At 63.6% G+C, this 15,997-nt stretch carries 9 protein-coding genes; 4 read left to right on the top strand and 5 right to left on the bottom strand.

Annotated features, from left to right (window positions below; translation table 11 throughout):
• The first annotated feature begins 65 nt into the window (after nucleotides 1–65).
• The 3 genes from creB to creD all read left to right on the top strand — a co-directional run bounded on the left by creB (nucleotide 66) and on the right by creD (nucleotide 3,604).
• The gene (gene creB / locus HWV67_RS26495; RefSeq protein ID WP_175653412.1) at nucleotides 66–752 is read left to right on the top strand and encodes a two-component system response regulator CreB; all 687 of its coding nucleotides are present in this window, start codon (nucleotides 66–68) and stop codon (nucleotides 750–752) included.
• Complete coding sequence (gene creC, locus HWV67_RS26490) at nucleotides 752–2,185, top strand: two-component system sensor histidine kinase CreC (RefSeq protein ID WP_175653411.1); 1,434 nt, start codon at nucleotides 752–754, stop codon at nucleotides 2,183–2,185. The genes creB and creC overlap by 1 nt, the downstream gene beginning before the upstream one ends.
• 84 nt (nucleotides 2,186–2,269) lie before the next feature.
• Nucleotides 2,270–3,604, top strand: a complete 1,335-nt coding sequence (gene creD / locus HWV67_RS26485; protein ID WP_175653410.1) for a cell envelope integrity protein CreD — start codon at nucleotides 2,270–2,272, stop codon at nucleotides 3,602–3,604.
• A 262-nt stretch (nucleotides 3,605–3,866) separates the two neighbouring features.
• Here creD and HWV67_RS26480 read toward each other — a convergent pair whose 3' ends face one another.
• From HWV67_RS26480 to aceE, 5 genes are all read right to left on the bottom strand, one after another.
• A complete protein-coding gene (locus HWV67_RS26480) occupies nucleotides 3,867–4,499 on the bottom strand; it encodes a glutathione S-transferase N-terminal domain-containing protein (RefSeq protein WP_110972444.1) in 633 nt (210 codons plus the stop codon).
• A 9-nt stretch (nucleotides 4,500–4,508) separates the two neighbouring features.
• On the bottom strand, nucleotides 4,509–5,174 hold the full coding sequence (msrA, locus tag HWV67_RS26475; RefSeq protein WP_175653409.1) for a peptide-methionine (S)-S-oxide reductase MsrA: 666 nt from the start codon (nucleotides 5,172–5,174) through the stop codon (nucleotides 4,509–4,511).
• Between the two features lie 90 nt (nucleotides 5,175–5,264).
• Entirely contained in the window at nucleotides 5,265–7,955 is a 2,691-nt protein-coding gene (locus HWV67_RS26470) for a putative bifunctional diguanylate cyclase/phosphodiesterase (RefSeq protein WP_175653408.1), read from the bottom strand.
• 301 nt (nucleotides 7,956–8,256) lie between these two features.
• Complete coding sequence (gene aceF, locus HWV67_RS26465) at nucleotides 8,257–9,891, bottom strand: dihydrolipoyllysine-residue acetyltransferase (RefSeq protein WP_175653407.1); 1,635 nt, start codon at nucleotides 9,889–9,891, stop codon at nucleotides 8,257–8,259.
• Nucleotides 9,892–9,904: 13 nt separating this feature from the next.
• Complete coding sequence (gene aceE, locus HWV67_RS26460; RefSeq protein WP_095156217.1) at nucleotides 9,905–12,550, bottom strand: pyruvate dehydrogenase (acetyl-transferring), homodimeric type; 2,646 nt, start codon at nucleotides 12,548–12,550, stop codon at nucleotides 9,905–9,907.
• A 383-nt stretch (nucleotides 12,551–12,933) separates the two neighbouring features.
• Between aceE and glnE the strand changes: the two genes are divergently transcribed.
• Nucleotides 12,934–15,867 carry a bifunctional [glutamate--ammonia ligase]-adenylyl-L-tyrosine phosphorylase/[glutamate--ammonia-ligase] adenylyltransferase gene (gene glnE / locus HWV67_RS26455; protein ID WP_175653406.1) on the top strand — a complete coding sequence of 978 codons (2,934 nt, stop codon included), beginning with the start codon at nucleotides 12,934–12,936 and terminating at the stop codon, nucleotides 15,865–15,867.
• The last annotated feature ends 130 nt before the right edge of the window (nucleotides 15,868–15,997 follow it).

Raw genomic sequence — 15,997 nt, 5'->3', positions numbered from 1 at the left:
AGCGGCAAAGTGGTGAGCCGCGCTTTACACTTGCCGCTTCCCACTTGCCGCCTGCAGTTGCCTCCATGCCCCACATCCTGATCGTTGAAGACGAAGCGGCCATCGCCGACACCCTGATCTACGCCTTGCAGGGCGAAGGCCACAGCACCGAGTGGGTGACCCTCGGCCAGGCCGCGCTGGAGCGACAGCGCCAGCAGCCGGCCGATCTGGTCATCCTCGATATCGGCCTGCCGGACATCAGCGGTTTCGAGACCTGCAAGCAACTGCGCCGCTTCAGTGAAGTGCCGGTCATGTTCCTAAGCGCCCGCGACGGCGAAATCGACCGGGTGGTGGGCCTGGAAATCGGCGCCGACGATTATGTGGTCAAGCCGTTCAGCCCGCGGGAAGTCGCCGCCCGGGTACGCGCCATCCTCAAGCGCATTACTCCCGTGGCCAGCACCGTCCCCGCCAGCGGTACCACGCCGTTCAACATCGACACCGTGCGCATGCAGATCCACTACCGCGAGCAACCGCTCAGCCTGACCCGCCACGAATTCCGCCTGTTGCAGTGCCTGCTGGAGCAGCCGCAGCGGGTCTTCAGCCGCGAGCAGTTGCTGGACGCCGTGGGCGTGGCAGCCGATGTCGGTTACGAGCGCACCATCGACAGCCATATCAAGAGCCTGCGCGCCAAGCTGCGCCTGGTCGCCGCCGAGGCCGAGCCAATCCAGACCCACCGCGGCCTGGGCTACAGCTACAACCCGGACCAAAGCTGATGCGCCTCGGTATTCGCATCTTCCTGGTGTATTTCCTGTTCGTCGGGCTGACCGCGTATTTCGTCCTCAACACGGTGCGCGAGCAGGTGCGCCCCGCTGTGCGTCAATCCTCCGAGGAAACTCTGGTGGACACCGCCAACCTGCTGGCGGAAATCCTCCGCGACCAGGTCAAGGCCGGCACCCTCGGCCAGAGCGCGCTGCCGCAGTTGCTCAAGGCCTACGGCCAGCGCCGCCCCAACGCGCAGATCTGGGGCCTGGCCAAGAACGAGGTGAACCACCGCATCTACGTCACCGACGCCAAGGGCATCGTTCTGCTGGATTCCAGCGGCGAGGCGCTGGGCCAGGATTACTCGCGCTGGAACGACGTCTACCTGACCCTGCGCGGCCAGTACGGCGCCCGCTCGACCCGCAGCGACCCGAACGATCCAGACTCCTCGGTGATGCACGTCGCCGCGCCGATCCTCGACAACGGCACGCTGATCGGCGTGGTCACCGTGGCCAAGCCCAACCGCTCGCTGCAACCCTACGTCGACCGCTCGGAACAGCACCTGATCACCCTCGGTATCGGCCTGATCGTGCTCGGCCTGCTGGTGGGCGCGGCGCTGTCGTGGTGGCTGACCCGCTCGCTGCGCCGGCTGACCCGCTACGCCCAGGCCGTCAGCGCCGGCGAGCGCGTGGCGCTGCCGCACTACCGGGGCGGCGAGCTGGCGCAACTGGCGGACGCGGTCGAGCGCATGCGCACCCAGCTCGAAGGCAAGGCCTACGTCGAGCGCTACGTGCACACCTTGACCCACGAACTGAAAAGCCCGCTGGCGGCGATCCGCGGCGCCAGCGAGCTGTTGCAGGGACCGATGCCGGAGGAGCAGCGCCAGCGCTTCAGCCAGAACATCGAGAGCGAAAGCGCGCGCATGCAGCAATTGATCGAGCGCCTGCTGGACCTGGCCCAGGTCGAGCAGCGTCAAGGCCTGGAGGACCAACAGCAAGTGGCGCTGGCAGAGATGGTCGACGCCCTGCTGCTGGCCCGCAGTGCCCGCATCGAAAGCGCCGGCCTGCAAGTACGTCAGCAAGTGCCGGTGACGGCGCGGCTGTACTGCGAGCCGTTTCTGATGCGTCAGGCGATCGGCAACCTGCTGGAAAACGCCCTGGACTTCACCCCGCCTGGCGGCCGGTTGGTGTTCGAACTGGAACACGATGCACAGCGCGTGGCCCTGAGCCTGTACAACCAGGGCGAGGCGATTCCCGATTACGCCCTGGGCCGTCTCTGCGAGCGCTTCTATTCACTGCCCCGGCCCGGCACCGGGCGCAAGAGCACCGGCCTTGGCCTGAACTTCGTCGAGGAAGTCATGCAACTGCACGGCGGCTCGCTGGAGATCGCCAACGTCGAAGACGGCGTGCGCGTGCGGTTGTGGCTGCCCGCCAATCGCCTGGGCTGAATCTCCACACAAACTCCACATTCACTCCCGCGTCGCTCCACACAGCGCTCGCAGACTGGGCTCCTTCTCAAGCGGAGCCCTTCCATGAACAAAACCCTGAGTATCAAACTCGGCATCATCGCCTTGCTGGTGATCGGACTGCTGATTCCCCTTCTGATGATCGGCGGCCTGATCAGCGAGCGGCAGTCCCTGCGCGACAGCGTGGTCGAGGACATCGGCCAGAGTTCAAGCCATGCCCAGCAAATCAGCGGTCCGATCCTCGTGGTGCCGTACCGCAAGACCGAGCGGATATGGAAAACCCAGGACGGCCGGACCTTCCAGGAAACCCGCGTGCGCACCCGCCACCTGGCCTTTTTGCCAGAGACCTTCGTCCTCGATGCCGATGCCAACACCGAGCTGCGCTCGCGGGGCATCTACGAGGCGCGGCTGTACCACGCCAACAGCCACGTCAGCGGCCAGTTCAAGGTGCCGGCCAACTGGGGCATCAAGGACGACCTCGACGACTACCGCTTCGAAACACCGTTTATCGCGGTGGGCATCAGCGATATCCGTGGCATCCAGAACGGCCTGCAACTGCAGCTCAACGGCCAGACCCTCGACTTCGCCGCCGGCAGTGGCGCGGACTGGCTCGGCAGCGGCGTGCGCGCCAGCGTGCCGGGGCTCGATAGCCAGAACGAAATGCGCCTGGACTACGCCTTCGACCTGAAGCTGCAAGGCACCGGGCAGTTGCATGTACTGCCAGTGGGCCGCAGCAGCAATGTGAGTCTGAGCGCCAACTGGCCCCACCCGGGCTTTATCGGCAATTACCTGCCCAACAGCCGCGAGATCACCGACAAGGGCTTCAACGCTCACTGGCAGACCTCGTTCTTCTCCACCAACATGGAAGACGCCCTCCAACGCTGCGTGACAACCGACCAGTGCACGGACTTCCAAAGCCGGCGTTTCGGCGTCAACTTTGTCGATCCGGTGGACCAGTACCTGAAAAGCGAGCGGGCGATCAAATACGCGCTGCTGTTCATCGCCCTGACCTTCGCCGGCTTCTTCCTCTTCGAAGTGCTGCGCAACCTCAGCGTCCACCCGATCCAGTACGCCTTGGTGGGCGTGGCCCTGGCGCTGTTCTACCTGTTGCTGCTGTCGTTGTCCGAGCACCTTGGCTTTGCCCTGGCGTATGGGTTGTCGGCGAGCGGCTGTGTGGCGTTGATCGGTTTCTATCTGTGCCATGTGCTGCACAGCCGGGCGCGCGGGATGGGCTTCGGCGCGGGGTTGGCGGTGCTGTACGCGATGCTTTACGGGCTGCTCAGCGCCGAGGATTACGCGCTATTGATGGGGGCGTTGCTGCTGTTCGCCTTGCTGGGTGTGTTCATGGTGCTGACGCGCCGGCTGGACTGGTATCGCGCGGGTCAGGGGGTGGCAGCATGAGTGGGTTGCGCGAGGAGCGGGTGTTCGCGAACGAATTAGCCAAGGGGATTGGCCACGTGTGGGTAGCGGAGGTGAAGGCCGGCTGGAGGAAGGTCGAGGACGGTAGCGAAATACTGATCGCGGTGGTGCCCGGATTGCGACCGCTTCGCGGTCGTTCGCGAGCAAGCTCGCTCCCACAATGACTTAAATCAATATCAAAGCCCTGTGGGAGCGAGCTTGTCGGGGCGTCGAACTGCCGCAAAGCGGCCCCGAAAATGCCGGATCAGGCCGCCGGCGGTGCCGTCAGCTTCATCGAAGGGCGCTGACTGACCTGCGCATACCACGCCGCCAGCTTCGGCTGCTGCTCACGCCAGCCGAAGTTCGGCATGCGCAAGTCGATATAGCCCAGCGCACAGGCCGCACCAATCGCCGCGACGTCGAACACCGAAGCCAGTTCAGCAATATGCTCGGCCTCGAAATCCGCCAGACCGCGGCGAATCTTCTCCTGCTGCGCCGTGAGCCACTCGTCCCACTGTTTCTCAGCAGGCCGCAGGAACTGCTCATAACGCGCCAGCACCGAGGCGTCCATGATCGCATCCGCCTGCGAAGCCAGGCTCAGGCGGCGCCAACGAGCGTCGCCCTCACGCGGGATCAGCGGGTTGCCGACGTGTTGCAGGTCGAGGTATTCAAGAATCACCCGGCTGTCATGCAGCACGGTGCCGTTGCCCAGCACCAGCGCCGGGATCTTGCCGACCGGGTTGTCGCGGTTCAAGCCGGCATCCGGGTTCACCGGGCTCATGTTGATGGTGTTCAGCGCGACCCGGTCGAACTGCCCGGTCTCGTGCAGGAACACCGTGACCTTGCGCACGAAGGGCGACAGCGGCGAGTGGTACAACGTCATGCTCGGCGTGGTCATGGCGTGTCCTCAGTTGCCTTGCAGGCTGGGCGGCAGGCAGACACCGGTACCGCCGATGCCGCAATAGCCCTCGGGGTTCTTCGCCAGGTACTGCTGGTGGTAAGCCTCGGCGAAATACACGGTCGGCGCCTGGGCAATCTCCGTGCTGATCTCGCCGTAACCGGCCTTGCTCAGCTCGGCCTGGTACTGCGCCTTGCTCGCCTCGGCTTCCGCCAGGTGCTGCGGGCTGGTGCAGTAGATCGCCGAGCGGTATTGGGTGCCGATATCGTTGCCCTGGCGCATGCCCTGGGTCGGGTTGTGCAGTTCCCAGAACATCTTCAGCAACTCGCCGTAACTGAGCTTGTCCTTGTCGAACACCACCAGCACCACTTCGGTGTGCCCGGTCAGGCCCGAGCAGACTTCTTCGTAGGTCGGGTTCGGTGTAAAGCCACCGGCATAACCGACCACGGTGCTGACCACGCCATCGCGCTGCCAGAAGCGACGCTCGGCACCCCAGAAGCAGCCCAGGCCGAAAATCGCGAAGTCGACATTCTCGAAGAACGGGCCGAGCAACGGCGTCTCTTTGAACACGAAATGCCGCTCAGGCAGGGACATCGGGGTTTCGCGGCCAGGCAGCGCCTGTTCAGCGGTAGGCAGGACGTTTTTGTTCACCAGGATTTCCGAACGCAGGACCATGGACCCATTCCTCTTGTCAGGTAGGAGACATCGCCGAGCGATGTCGTCTATTGGGATAGACCCGTAGTGTGCCCGAGTGTTGCGTGACTGTCAGGCCACCGGGCCACGCGGATAGCGCCTGAGCTTTTCAACCAGCTCATCGCCGGGGATCGGCTTGTCGAACAGGTAGCCCTGGCCGACATCGCAACGGTGACGACGCAGGAACGCCAGTTGCTCGGCGGTCTCGATACCTTCAGCGACCACCTTGAGCTTGAGGTTGTGGGCCATGGCCACCACCGCCGAGGTGATTTCCATGTCGTCCTGGTTGTCGGGGATTTCGTTGATGAAGCTGCGATCGATCTTGATGATGTCGATCGGGAATTTCTTCAGGTAGCTGAGCGAGGAATAACCGGTGCCGAAGTCGTCCATCGCCAGGGTCAGGCCCAGTTGCTTGAGCTGGTCGAGTTGGCGGCGGGTGTCTTCGGTGGCTTCCAGCAGCAGCCCTTCGGTCAGTTCCAGCTCCAGCAGGTGCGGCGGCAGCGCTTCTTCCTGGAGGATGTTGGCGATCGAGGCGACCAGATCCGGGTCGGAGAACTGCTTGGGCGACAGGTTGATCGCCACCTGCAAGTTGGGCATGCCCTCGGCGGCCAGTTGCTGGCTCATGCGGCACGACTGGCGCGCCACCCATTTGCCGATGGGGATGATCAGGCCGGTTTCCTCGGCCACGCTGATGAACTGGTCCGGGCGGATCATGCCCTTTTCCGGGTGGTTCCAGCGCAGCAGCGCTTCCAGGCCGAGCAGGCGGCCGGTACTCAGGCACAGCTTGGGCTGGTAGAACACCTGCAATTCGTTCTGCGCCAGGGCCCGGCGCAGGTTGTTCTCGACGAACAGCTTGTAGCTGGCCTCGGCATTCAGCGCTTCGGTGAACACCTGCACCTGATGCTTGCCGTTGGCCTTGGCCTTGTGCAGCGCGAGGCCGGCGTTCTTCATCAGGGTCTGCGGGTCGCGGCCGTGCAGCGGCGCGCACGCCAGGCCCACGGAGCCGGTGACGTTGATCAACTGGTTGTCGACGAACATCGGTTTGTCGAGGGTGTTGAGCAGCGATTGCGCGGTCTGCTGGCCGCTTTCCATGTCGGTGTTGTCCAGCAATACGGCGAACTCGTTACTGGCGAAACGCGCCAGGCTGCCACCGGGGCTGAGGCTGTTGCGCAGGCGCCGGGCGAGGCTCACCAGCAGCTTGTCGCCGGTCTGGTGACCGAGGCTGTCGTTGATCCGCTTGAAGTTGTCGATGTCCACCAGCAGCAGGCAGATCGGCGTGTCGCTGTCGCGGGCGAAACGCTCGTCGAGGCTGCGGATGAACGCTGGGCGATTGCCCAGGCCCGTCAGGTTGTCGGTGTAGGCCAGGCGCTCGATGCGCTGCTGGGCGAGCTTGTTCTGGGTGACGTCTTCGTAGATACCGATGTAGTGGGTCAACTCGCGGTTGTCGCCATACACCTTGGAAATAGACAGTTGGCCCCAGTACGGCTCGAGGTTCTTGCGCCGGCTCTTGAACTCGCCCTGCCAGCTATTGCCCATGGCCAGGCTGGAGTCGTCGAACAGCAGTTCGCTGAGATTTTCCAGCGCCGACAGCTCGGACAGCCGATGCCCCTGGACCTCCTCGGAGCTGTACTGGGTGATCGCGGTAAAGCTCGGATTGACGTACTCGACCACGCCGTCGCGGTTGACCAGCAGAAAGGCGTTGGCGCTCTGCTCCACCGCGCGCTGGAACAGGTACAGGGCGTTGGTGGCGGTGCGTCGGTTGTGGTTGTTGATGACCTGGGCGAATTGGTCCGCCAACTCGCCGGCAAAGGCGATCTCGTCGGTCTGCCAGGCCCGCGGGCTGCCGCCGTGTTCGAGGCACAGCACGCCGACCACCTGGCCGTCGATGCGGATACTGGCATCGAGCATGGCGATGATGTCGCGCGGGCGCAGGCTCTCGGTGATGTCACGGGTGCGCGGGTCATGGCTGGCGTTGTGCGCATCGATGGCGCGGCTGGTGTGCAGCGCTTCCAGGTAATCCGGAAACAGGCCGGCGTCGATCGCCTCAGGCAGGCGGTACTCGCGGGTCTCACGGTAGAACGCGGAAATCGGCTCCAGGCGCTGGCCTTCCAGGTACCAGATGCTGGCGCAATCGATGTTGTAGATCTCGCACGCGCTGCGGGTGATCAGCTCGGCGGCTTCCTGCAGCGAATTGCTGGCGCTGTAGCGGTGCCGGGCCAGGTGCAGGATCAGGTCCTGCTGGGCGCGCACTCGCTCCAGGTGTTCAAGTTGTTCCTGCTGCGCCTGCTGGTTCAGCTTGAGGGCGATTTGCAGGCGGCTGTTGCGGGTTTCCAGGTCGTCGGCGCTGAGCTCGGTCATCTCGCCGGGCTGGTCGTCCAGCACCAGCAGGTAGCCGCGCAGCAGGTGGCGATTGTGCTGCCGGTAGGCTTCGCCCACTTCCAGCAGGTTCAGCGGGCCGTGACAGGTGTGCAGGGTGTAGCGGGTCAGGTAGTGATTGCCGAGCGCCAACTGCGCTTCGATGGCGTCATGCAGCTTGTAGCGCGCCTCGGGGGCCATGAGGCTGGCGTAAGGCGAACCGACCAGGGCACACAGCTCCACCGCCGGCAGCCCGAACTGCCGTTCGCAGCCCGGATCGAGGTAAAGCATCGCCCAGCTAGCTTCGTTCAGCCGCTCGAAACGCAGCATGCCGAGCCGTGATGGCACCGGTAACTGCGTCACTACCTCGGCCGCCGGACGGCTGGCAGCATCGGTTTGGCTTTTCATGGGAAGCTCGCTCGAAAAAGACTGATGGCACGGGCTTGGCACATTGCTGCTATGCACGATTGGGCAAGGTTGCATCATGCGCCAGAGGCTGACAAGTAATAGGTTGGCTGGCGTCTTGATCTATGTCGGCATGGCGGCGCTTTTCTTCAGCCCCGCTACCGGTAAACGCCAGGCGGGCCGGGGCGCTGAACCGTTTTTTCGCAGACAAAAAAAGCCCCGTCAGAGACGGGGTTGAGGTACGAGCGTGGCAGCTCGAAAGCGGGCCTGTCTCCCCCGGCAGAGGGAGACAGGTGAACAACGGTTACAGCAGGATGGTGCGGATGTCGCCCAGCAGGTCGCTCAGACGCTTGGTGAAGCGCGCGGCGGCTGCGCCGTTGATCACACGGTGATCGTAGGACAGCGACAGTGGCAGCATCAGCTTCGGCTGGAAGGCTTTGCCGTCCCAGACTGGCTGGATGGTGGCCTTGGAAACACCGAGGATCGCCACTTCCGGCGCGTTGACGATCGGCGTGAAGCCGGTGCCGCCAATGTGACCGAGGCTGGAGATGGTGAAGCAAGCACCTTGCATGTCGTCGGCAGACAGCTTTTTGGTCCGGGCTTTTTCGGCCAGGGCCGCAGCTTCGGCAGCCAGTTGCAGCAGGCTCTTTTGATCGACGTTCTTGATCACAGGGACCAGCAGGCCATCCGGGGTGTCCACGGCGAAGCCGATGTTCACGTACTTCTTGCGGATGATCGCTTTGCCGCTTGGCGCCAGCGAACTGTTGAAGTCCGGCAGTTCCTTGAGCAGGTGAGCAGAGGCCTTGAGCAGCAGCGGCAGAACGGTCAGCTTGACGCCAGCCTTCTCGGCCACGGCTTTCTGCGCGATACGGAACGCTTCCAGCTCGGTGATATCGGCCGAGTCGAATTGCGTCACGTGCGGCACGTTCAGCCAGCTGCGGTGCAGGTTGGCAGCGCCGACCTGCATCAGGCGGGTCATTGCCACTTCTTCGACTTCACCGAACTTGCTGAAGTCCACGACCGGGATCGGCGGGATGCCCGCGCCACCGGTTGCGCCACCTGCGGCCGGTGCTTCCTTGGCCTTCTGCATCATGGCTTTGACGTAAACCTGCACGTCTTCTTTCAGCACACGGCCATGCGGGCCGGTGGCTGCGACGGCGTTCAGCTCGACGCCGAACTCGCGGGCCAGTTGACGCACGGCTGGGCCGGCGTGAACTTTGGCGCCGCTGGCAACCACAGGCGCGGCAGCAGGTGCTGCGGCAGCCGGTGCCGGAGCAGCAGCGGCAGCCGGAGCGGCCTCAGCCTTGGCAGCCGGCGCAGGTGCTGCGGCCGGAGCCGGAGCAGCGGCAGGCGCGGCGCCAGCGATTTTCAGCTTGAGGATCAGGTCGCCGGTACCGACTTCGTCGTCCAGCTTGGCGATCACGGCTTCGACCACGCCAGCGGCAGGAGACGGGATCTCCATGCTGGCCTTGTCCGATTCCAGGGTGATCAGCGACTGGTCGGCGCTGACGGTATCGCCAGCCTTGACCAGCACTTCGATGATCTTGGCCTTGCCCGACGAACCGATATCCGGAACGTGGATGTCCTGAACGGTGGCGGTTGCCGGAGCGGCAGCCGCGGCCGGAGCAGCTTCAGCAGCCGGTGCAGCGGCAGGCGCGGCAGCCGGAGCAGCAGCGGCCGGAGCCTCAGGCGCCGCGGCAGCGGCACCCTCGACTTCCAGTTCCAGCAACTCGTCGCCTTCTTTCAGGCGGTCGCCCAGCTTGACCTTCAGCGACTTGACCACACCGGCCTTCGGCGCGGGGATCTCCATGGAGGCCTTGTCGGACTCCAGGGTCAGCAGGCTCTGGTCGGCCTCGATACGGTCACCGACCTTGACGAACAGCTCGATGATTTCACCTTCACCGCTGCCGATGTCAGGTACGCGAATGAGTTCGCTCACTTAAAAATACTCCTCAGCAGTCCAGTGGGTTGCGCTTGTCCGGGTCGATGCCGAACTTGACGATGGCGTCAGCCACCACCTTGGGTTCGATCTCGCCACGGTCAGCCAGGGCTTCCAGTGCAGCCAGCACAACGAAGTTGCGGTCGACTTCGAAGAAGTGACGCAGTTTCTTGCGGCTGTCGCTGCGGCCGTAGCCATCAGTACCCAGGACTTTGAACTCTTTGCTCGGTACCCACTGACGAATCTGCTCGGCGAACAGCTTCATGTAGTCGGTTGACGCGATGACCGGACCTTTACGGCCGCTCAGGCATTCTTCGACGTAGGTGACCTGTGGTTTCTGACCTGGCTTGAGACGGTTGCTGCGCTCTACTGCCAGACCGTCGCGACGCAGTTCGTTGAAGCTGGTAACGCTCCACACGTCAGCGCCGATGTTGAACTCTTCACGCAGGATCTTCGCCGCTTCACGGACTTCGCGCAGGATGGTGCCCGAGCCCAGCAGTTGAACGTGATGCGCCGCGTCGCGGGTATCTTCTTCGAGCAGGTACATGCCCTTGATGATGCCTTCCTCGACACCGGCCGGAATGGCTGGCTGAGTGTAGGCTTCGTTCATCACGGTGATGTAGTAGAAGACGTCCTGTTGCTCTTCGGTCATCTTCTTCATGCCGTCCTGGATGATCACCGCCAGCTCGTAGCCGTAGGTCGGATCATAGGTGCGGCAGTTCGGGATGGTCGCGGCCAGCATGTGGCTATGACCGTCTTCGTGCTGCAGGCCTTCACCGTTGAGGGTGGTACGGCCGGCGGTACCGCCGATCAGGAAGCCACGGGTGCGGCTGTCGCCGGCTGCCCATGCCAGGTCACCGATACGCTGGAAGCCGAACATCGAGTAGAAGATGTAGAACGGCAGCATCGGCTGGTTGTGGGTGCTGTACGAAGTACCGGCAGCGATGAAGGAGGACATGGCGCCCGCTTCGTTGATGCCTTCTTCGAGGATCTGGCCCTTCTTGTCCTCGCGGTAGAACATCACCTGGTCTTTATCGACTGGCTCGTAGAGCTGGCCGACGGACGAGTAGATGCCCAGTTGGCGGAACATGCCTTCCATACCGAAGGTACGGGCTTCGTCCGGGATGATCGGAACGATGCGCTGACCGATTTCCTTGTCCTTGACCAGTTGCGCGAGGATCCGCACGAAGGCCATGGTGGTGGAGATTTCGCGGTCGCCCGAACCGTCCAGGATCGCCTTCAGGGTTTCCAGTGGTGGAGTCGGGATGCTGATGCTCTTGGCGCGACGCTGAGGCACGAAGCCACCCAGTGCGGAGCGACGCTCGGCCAGGTAACGGGCTTCGGCGCTGCCTTCTTCAGGTTTGAAGAACGGCAGGTTTTCCAGGTCTTCGTCCTTGACCGGGATGTCGAAGCGGTCACGGAAGTGACGCAGGCTGTCGACGTCGACCTTCTTGGTGTTGTGCGCGGTGTTCTTGGCTTCGCCAGCACCGGTACCGTAACCCTTGATGGTCTTGGCCAGGATGACGGTAGGCTGGTCTTTGTGGTTGACCGCCTGGTGGTAGGCCGCATAGACCTTGTACGGGTCGTGACCACCACGGTTGAGCTTCCAGATTTCGTCGTCGGACAGGTCAGCGACCATGGCCTTGAGTTCTGGAGTGTTGAAGAAGTGCTCACGGACGAACGCGCCGTCCTTGGCCTTGTAGTTCTGGTACTCGCCGTCGATGACTTCGTCCATGCGGCGCTGCAGGATACCGTCGGTGTCCTTGGCCAGCAGTGGGTCCCAGAAACGGCCCCAGACAACTTTGTTGACGTTCCAGCCACCGCCACGGAACACGCCTTCGAGTTCCTGGATGATCTTGCCGTTGCCGCGAACCGGGCCGTCGAGGCGCTGCAGGTTGCAGTTGATGACGAAGATCAGGTTGTCCAGCTTCTCGCGGCCAGCCAGGGAGATTGCGCCCAGGGATTCCGGCTCGTCGCACTCGCCGTCGCCCATGTAGCACCAGACTTTCTGCTTGCCGGCAGGGATGTAGCCGCGGGCTTCCAGGTACTTCATGAAGCGCGCCTGGTAGATCGCCTGGATCGGACCCAGACCCATGGAAACGGTCGGGAACTGCCAGAAATCAGGCATCAGCCATGGGTGCGGGTAGGACGACAGACCGTTGCCATCGACTTCCTGACGGAAGTTGTTCATCTGGTCTTCGCTGATGCGGCCTTCCATGAAGGCACGAGCGTAGACGCCAGGCGAGGCGTGGCCCTGGAAGAAGATCAGGTCGCCGCCGTGCTCTTCGGTCGGAGCCTGGAAGAAGTAGTTGAAGCCGATGTCATACAGCGTGGCGCTGGAAGCGAAGCTGGAGATGTGGCCACCCAGATCCGAGTCTTTCAGGTTGGTGCGCATTACCATCGCCAAGGCGTTCCAGCGTACCAGCGAGCGAATGCGGCGTTCCATGAACAGGTCGCCAGGCATGCGTGCTTCGTGGGTAACTGGAATGGTGTTGCGGTATGGCGTGGTGATTGCGTACGGGAGCTGCGAACCGCTACGGGTTGCCAGCTCGCCCATACGGGTCATCAGGTAGTGAGCGCGGTCTTCGCCTTCTTTGTCGAGAACCGACTCCAAGGCGTCCAGCCATTCCTGGGTTTCGACGGGATCGAGGTCTTGCATGGCTTGCTCCAGGGCGGAAAGGCTACCAGAATCGGTTGCCTGAAGTTTGCGACTGGCCTTTTGGGCAGACGACATGAATTCTTGGATTACCGGAGGTAGTCCCGGCGGCGTGTAGTTTTACTACAAATCGTTCGTCATTACATGCCTTCAACTGAAAAAAGCAGTAGTAAAACTACATTTGCCCCATCAGCCGAACGCATTCGGCTTGTGAGATAAAACGATACCGGCGACGAAAAACCGGTTGAGAAAAGGCTTGCCGTGATGGTTTCTGCCAATAAATACGCAATTACCGCTATTTCAAACTTTTGTACGACAGTCATACCCGGGGCGTACGACTTCTGCCCCGCCACTGCCTGCGTTTTCCCGCCGATCAAGGATAGACCATGAGCCTGCCGTCGCTGGTCGAACTGCCCGAAACCCTCAAACACCTGTCCCTCAGCAACGAACAGGCGCTGCGCAGCGCCGTGGCCGCCCATGACGGCCTGAGCCTGGACAGTTGGACCGCCGAACGCTGGGCCGGGTTCGCCCGGGTCGCCGCAGCCAGCGAATTCGTCCTTGAACACAGCCAGCGCGACCCGGCCATGCTCCTCGACCTCGCCGCCAGCGGCGAGCTTGATCGCCCCTTCGCCCCCGGCGAGCTGTGCGCGCAACTGGCCGCCGCCGCCCAGGCCGCGACCACCGAAGACGAACTGGCGCGCACCCTACGCCGCCAGCGCACCCGTCATCAGGTGCGGATCATCTGGCGCGACCTGACCCGCCAGGCCGATCTGGTGCAGACCTGCCGCGATTTGTCCGACATGGCCGACGCCGCCATCGACCAGGCCTACCAGTGGCTCTACCCGCGCCTGTGCCAGCAATTCGGCACGCCCACCGGCCACCGCAGCGGCCAGCCGCAACAGATGGTGGTGTTGGGCATGGGCAAGCTGGGCGCGGTGGAGCTGAACCTGTCCTCCGACATCGACCTGATCTTCGCCTACCCCGAGGGCGGCGAGACCGAAGGCGTGAAGCGCTCGCTGGATAACCAGGAATTCTTCACCCGCCTCGGCCAGCGCCTGATCAAGGCGCTGGACCCGATCACCGTCGACGGCTTCGTGTTCCGCGTCGACATGCGCCTGCGGCCTTACGGATCGTCCGGGGCACTGGTGCTCAGCTTCAATGCGCTGGAGCAGTACTACCAGGACCAGGGCCGCGACTGGGAACGCTACGCGATGATCAAGGCGCGGGTGGTGGCGGGCGACCAGGTCGCCGGCAACCAGTTGCAGGAAATGCTGCGGCCCTTCGTCTATAGGCGCTACCTGGACTTCTCGGCGATCGAAGCACTGCGCACCATGAAGCAGTTGATCCAGCAGGAAGTCCGGCGCAAGGGCATGTCCGAGAACATCAAGCTGGGGGCCGGCGGTATCCGCGAGGTGGAGTTCATCGCCCAGGCTTTCCAGTTGATCCACGGTGGCCGCGACCTGAGCCTGCAACAGCGCCCGCTGCTCAAGGTGCTGGCGACCCTCGAAGGCCAGGGTTACCTGCCGCCGGCGGTGGTGAGCGAGTTGCGCGACGGTTACGAATTCCTGCGTTATACCGAACACGCCATCCAGGCCATCGCCGACCGCCAGACCCAGATGCTGCCCGACGGCGACCTGGACCGCGCGCGGATCGCGTTCATGCTCGGTTTCCCTGACTGGGACGCCTTCCACGCCCAACTGATGCACTGGCGCGGGCGTATCGACTGGCATTTCCGCCAGGTCATTGCCGACCCGGACGACGAAGACGGCGAAGGCGAAGTGGTAGTCGGCGGCGAATGGCTGCCGCTCTGGGAAGAAGCCCAGGACGAAGAAGCCGCCTGCCGCCAGTTGCAGGACGCCGGGTTCCGCGACGCCGCCAAGGCCCTGAAACAACTCGCCGGCCTGCGCGCCAGCCCCAATCTGCGCTCCATGCAGCGCCTGAGCCGCGAGCGGCTGGACTCCTTTATTCCGCGCCTGCTCGCCCAGGCAGTTGAACACGACGATCCGGACCTGGTGCTGGAACGGGTGCTGCCACTGGTAGAAGCCGTGGCCCGGCGCTCGGCCTATCTGGTGCTGCTCACCGAAAACCCCGGCGCCCTGCGCCGCCTGCTGACCCTGTGCGCGGCCAGCCCGTGGATCGCAGAGCAGATTGCCCGCTTCCCGCTGCTGCTGGACGAACTGCTTAATGAAGGCCGCCTGTTCAGCCCGCCCAAGGCGCCGGAACTTGCCGCCGAGCTGCGCGAGCGCCTGACCCGCATTCCCGAGGACGATCTCGAACAACAGATGGAAGCGCTGCGGCACTTCAAGCTGGCCCACAGCCTGCGCGTCGCCGCCTCGGAAATCGCCGGCAACCTGCCATTGATGAAAGTCAGCGACTACCTGACCTGGCTGGCCGAAGCCATCCTCAATCAAGTGCTGGCCCTGGCCTGGCGCCAGACCGTCGCCCGCCACGGCCGGCCCCAGCGCAGCGACGGCAGCCCGTGCGATCCGGGCTTCATCATCGTCGGCTACGGCAAGATGGGCGGCCTTGAACTGGGCCATGGTTCGGACCTGGACCTAGTGTTCATCCACGACGGCGACCCGCAGGCGGAAACCGACGGCGACAAGCCAATCGACAGCGCGCAGTTCTTCACCCGCCTGGGCCAGCGCATCATTCACCTGCTGACCACCCAGACCAACTCCGGGCAACTGTACGACGTCGACATGCGCCTGCGGCCGTCCGGGGCCTCGGGCTTGCTGGTCAGTTCGGTCGGCGCCTTCGAGCGCTACCAGCAGAACGAAGCCTGGACCTGGGAACACCAGGCCCTGGTCCGCGCCCGCGTGCTGGTCGGCTGCCCGCAAGTGGGCGCGGCCTTCGAAGACGTGCGGGCGCGGGTGCTGGGCAAGCAGCGCGACCTGGCCGGGCTGCGTACCGAAGTCAGCGAGATGCGCGCCAAGATGCGCGACAACCTGGGGACCAAATCCACCGCTGCCGGCACCGCGGCCAATGCCTATGACCCCGGCGTTCCCTGCGATATCAAGCAGGATGCCGGTGGTATCGTGGATATTGAATTTATGGTGCAATACGCCGCGCTCGCCTGGTCCCACAGCCATCCCGCCTTGCTGCGCTACACCGACAACATCCGCATTCTCGAAGGCCTCGAGGAAGCCGGGCTGATGCCCGCCAGCGATGCGGTGCTGCTGCGCGAGGTGTACAAGGCGTTCCGCTCGGCAGCCCACCGCCAGGCCTTGCAGAAACAGGCCGGGGTGATCGACGCGGGGCAATTCGTCAACGAACGCCAGGAAGTACGGCGGATCTGGGGCGAACTGGGACTCAGTTGAACAGGCAGATCCGGCTGGCAGGAGGCCAGCCCCGGATCAGTGGCGTACACTGATGGACCGAGCCTGAATATAAAGAAGGGAGGCCAGGCTGTTAAAACAGACTGATGCCTCCCTGATCGTTTCTGGAATT

The organism is Pseudomonas sp. Marseille-P9899, from assembly GCF_903166565.1.
Lineage (GTDB): Bacteria > Pseudomonadota > Gammaproteobacteria > Pseudomonadales > Pseudomonadaceae > Aquipseudomonas > Aquipseudomonas huaxiensis.
This window is presented reverse-complemented; position numbering and strand designations above follow the sequence as displayed.

Bases quoted from the DNA above. Each gene is read 5' to 3' on its own strand.
- creC (WP_175653411.1), top strand. From the start codon at position 752: ATGCGCCTCGGTATTCGCATCTTCCTGGTGTATTTCCTGTTCGTCGGG.
- HWV67_RS26480 (WP_110972444.1), bottom strand. From the start codon at position 4,499: ATGACCACGCCGAGCATGACGTTGTACCACTCGCCGCTGTCGCCCTTC.
- creB (WP_175653412.1), top strand. From the start codon at position 66: ATGCCCCACATCCTGATCGTTGAAGACGAAGCGGCCATCGCCGACACC.
- HWV67_RS26470 (WP_175653408.1), bottom strand. From the start codon at position 7,955: ATGAAAAGCCAAACCGATGCTGCCAGCCGTCCGGCGGCCGAGGTAGTG.
- creD (WP_175653410.1), top strand. From the start codon at position 2,270: ATGAACAAAACCCTGAGTATCAAACTCGGCATCATCGCCTTGCTGGTG.
- msrA (WP_175653409.1), bottom strand. From the start codon at position 5,174: ATGGTCCTGCGTTCGGAAATCCTGGTGAACAAAAACGTCCTGCCTACC.
- glnE (WP_175653406.1), top strand. From the start codon at position 12,934: ATGAGCCTGCCGTCGCTGGTCGAACTGCCCGAAACCCTCAAACACCTG.
- aceE (WP_095156217.1), bottom strand. From the start codon at position 12,550: ATGCAAGACCTCGATCCCGTCGAAACCCAGGAATGGCTGGACGCCTTG.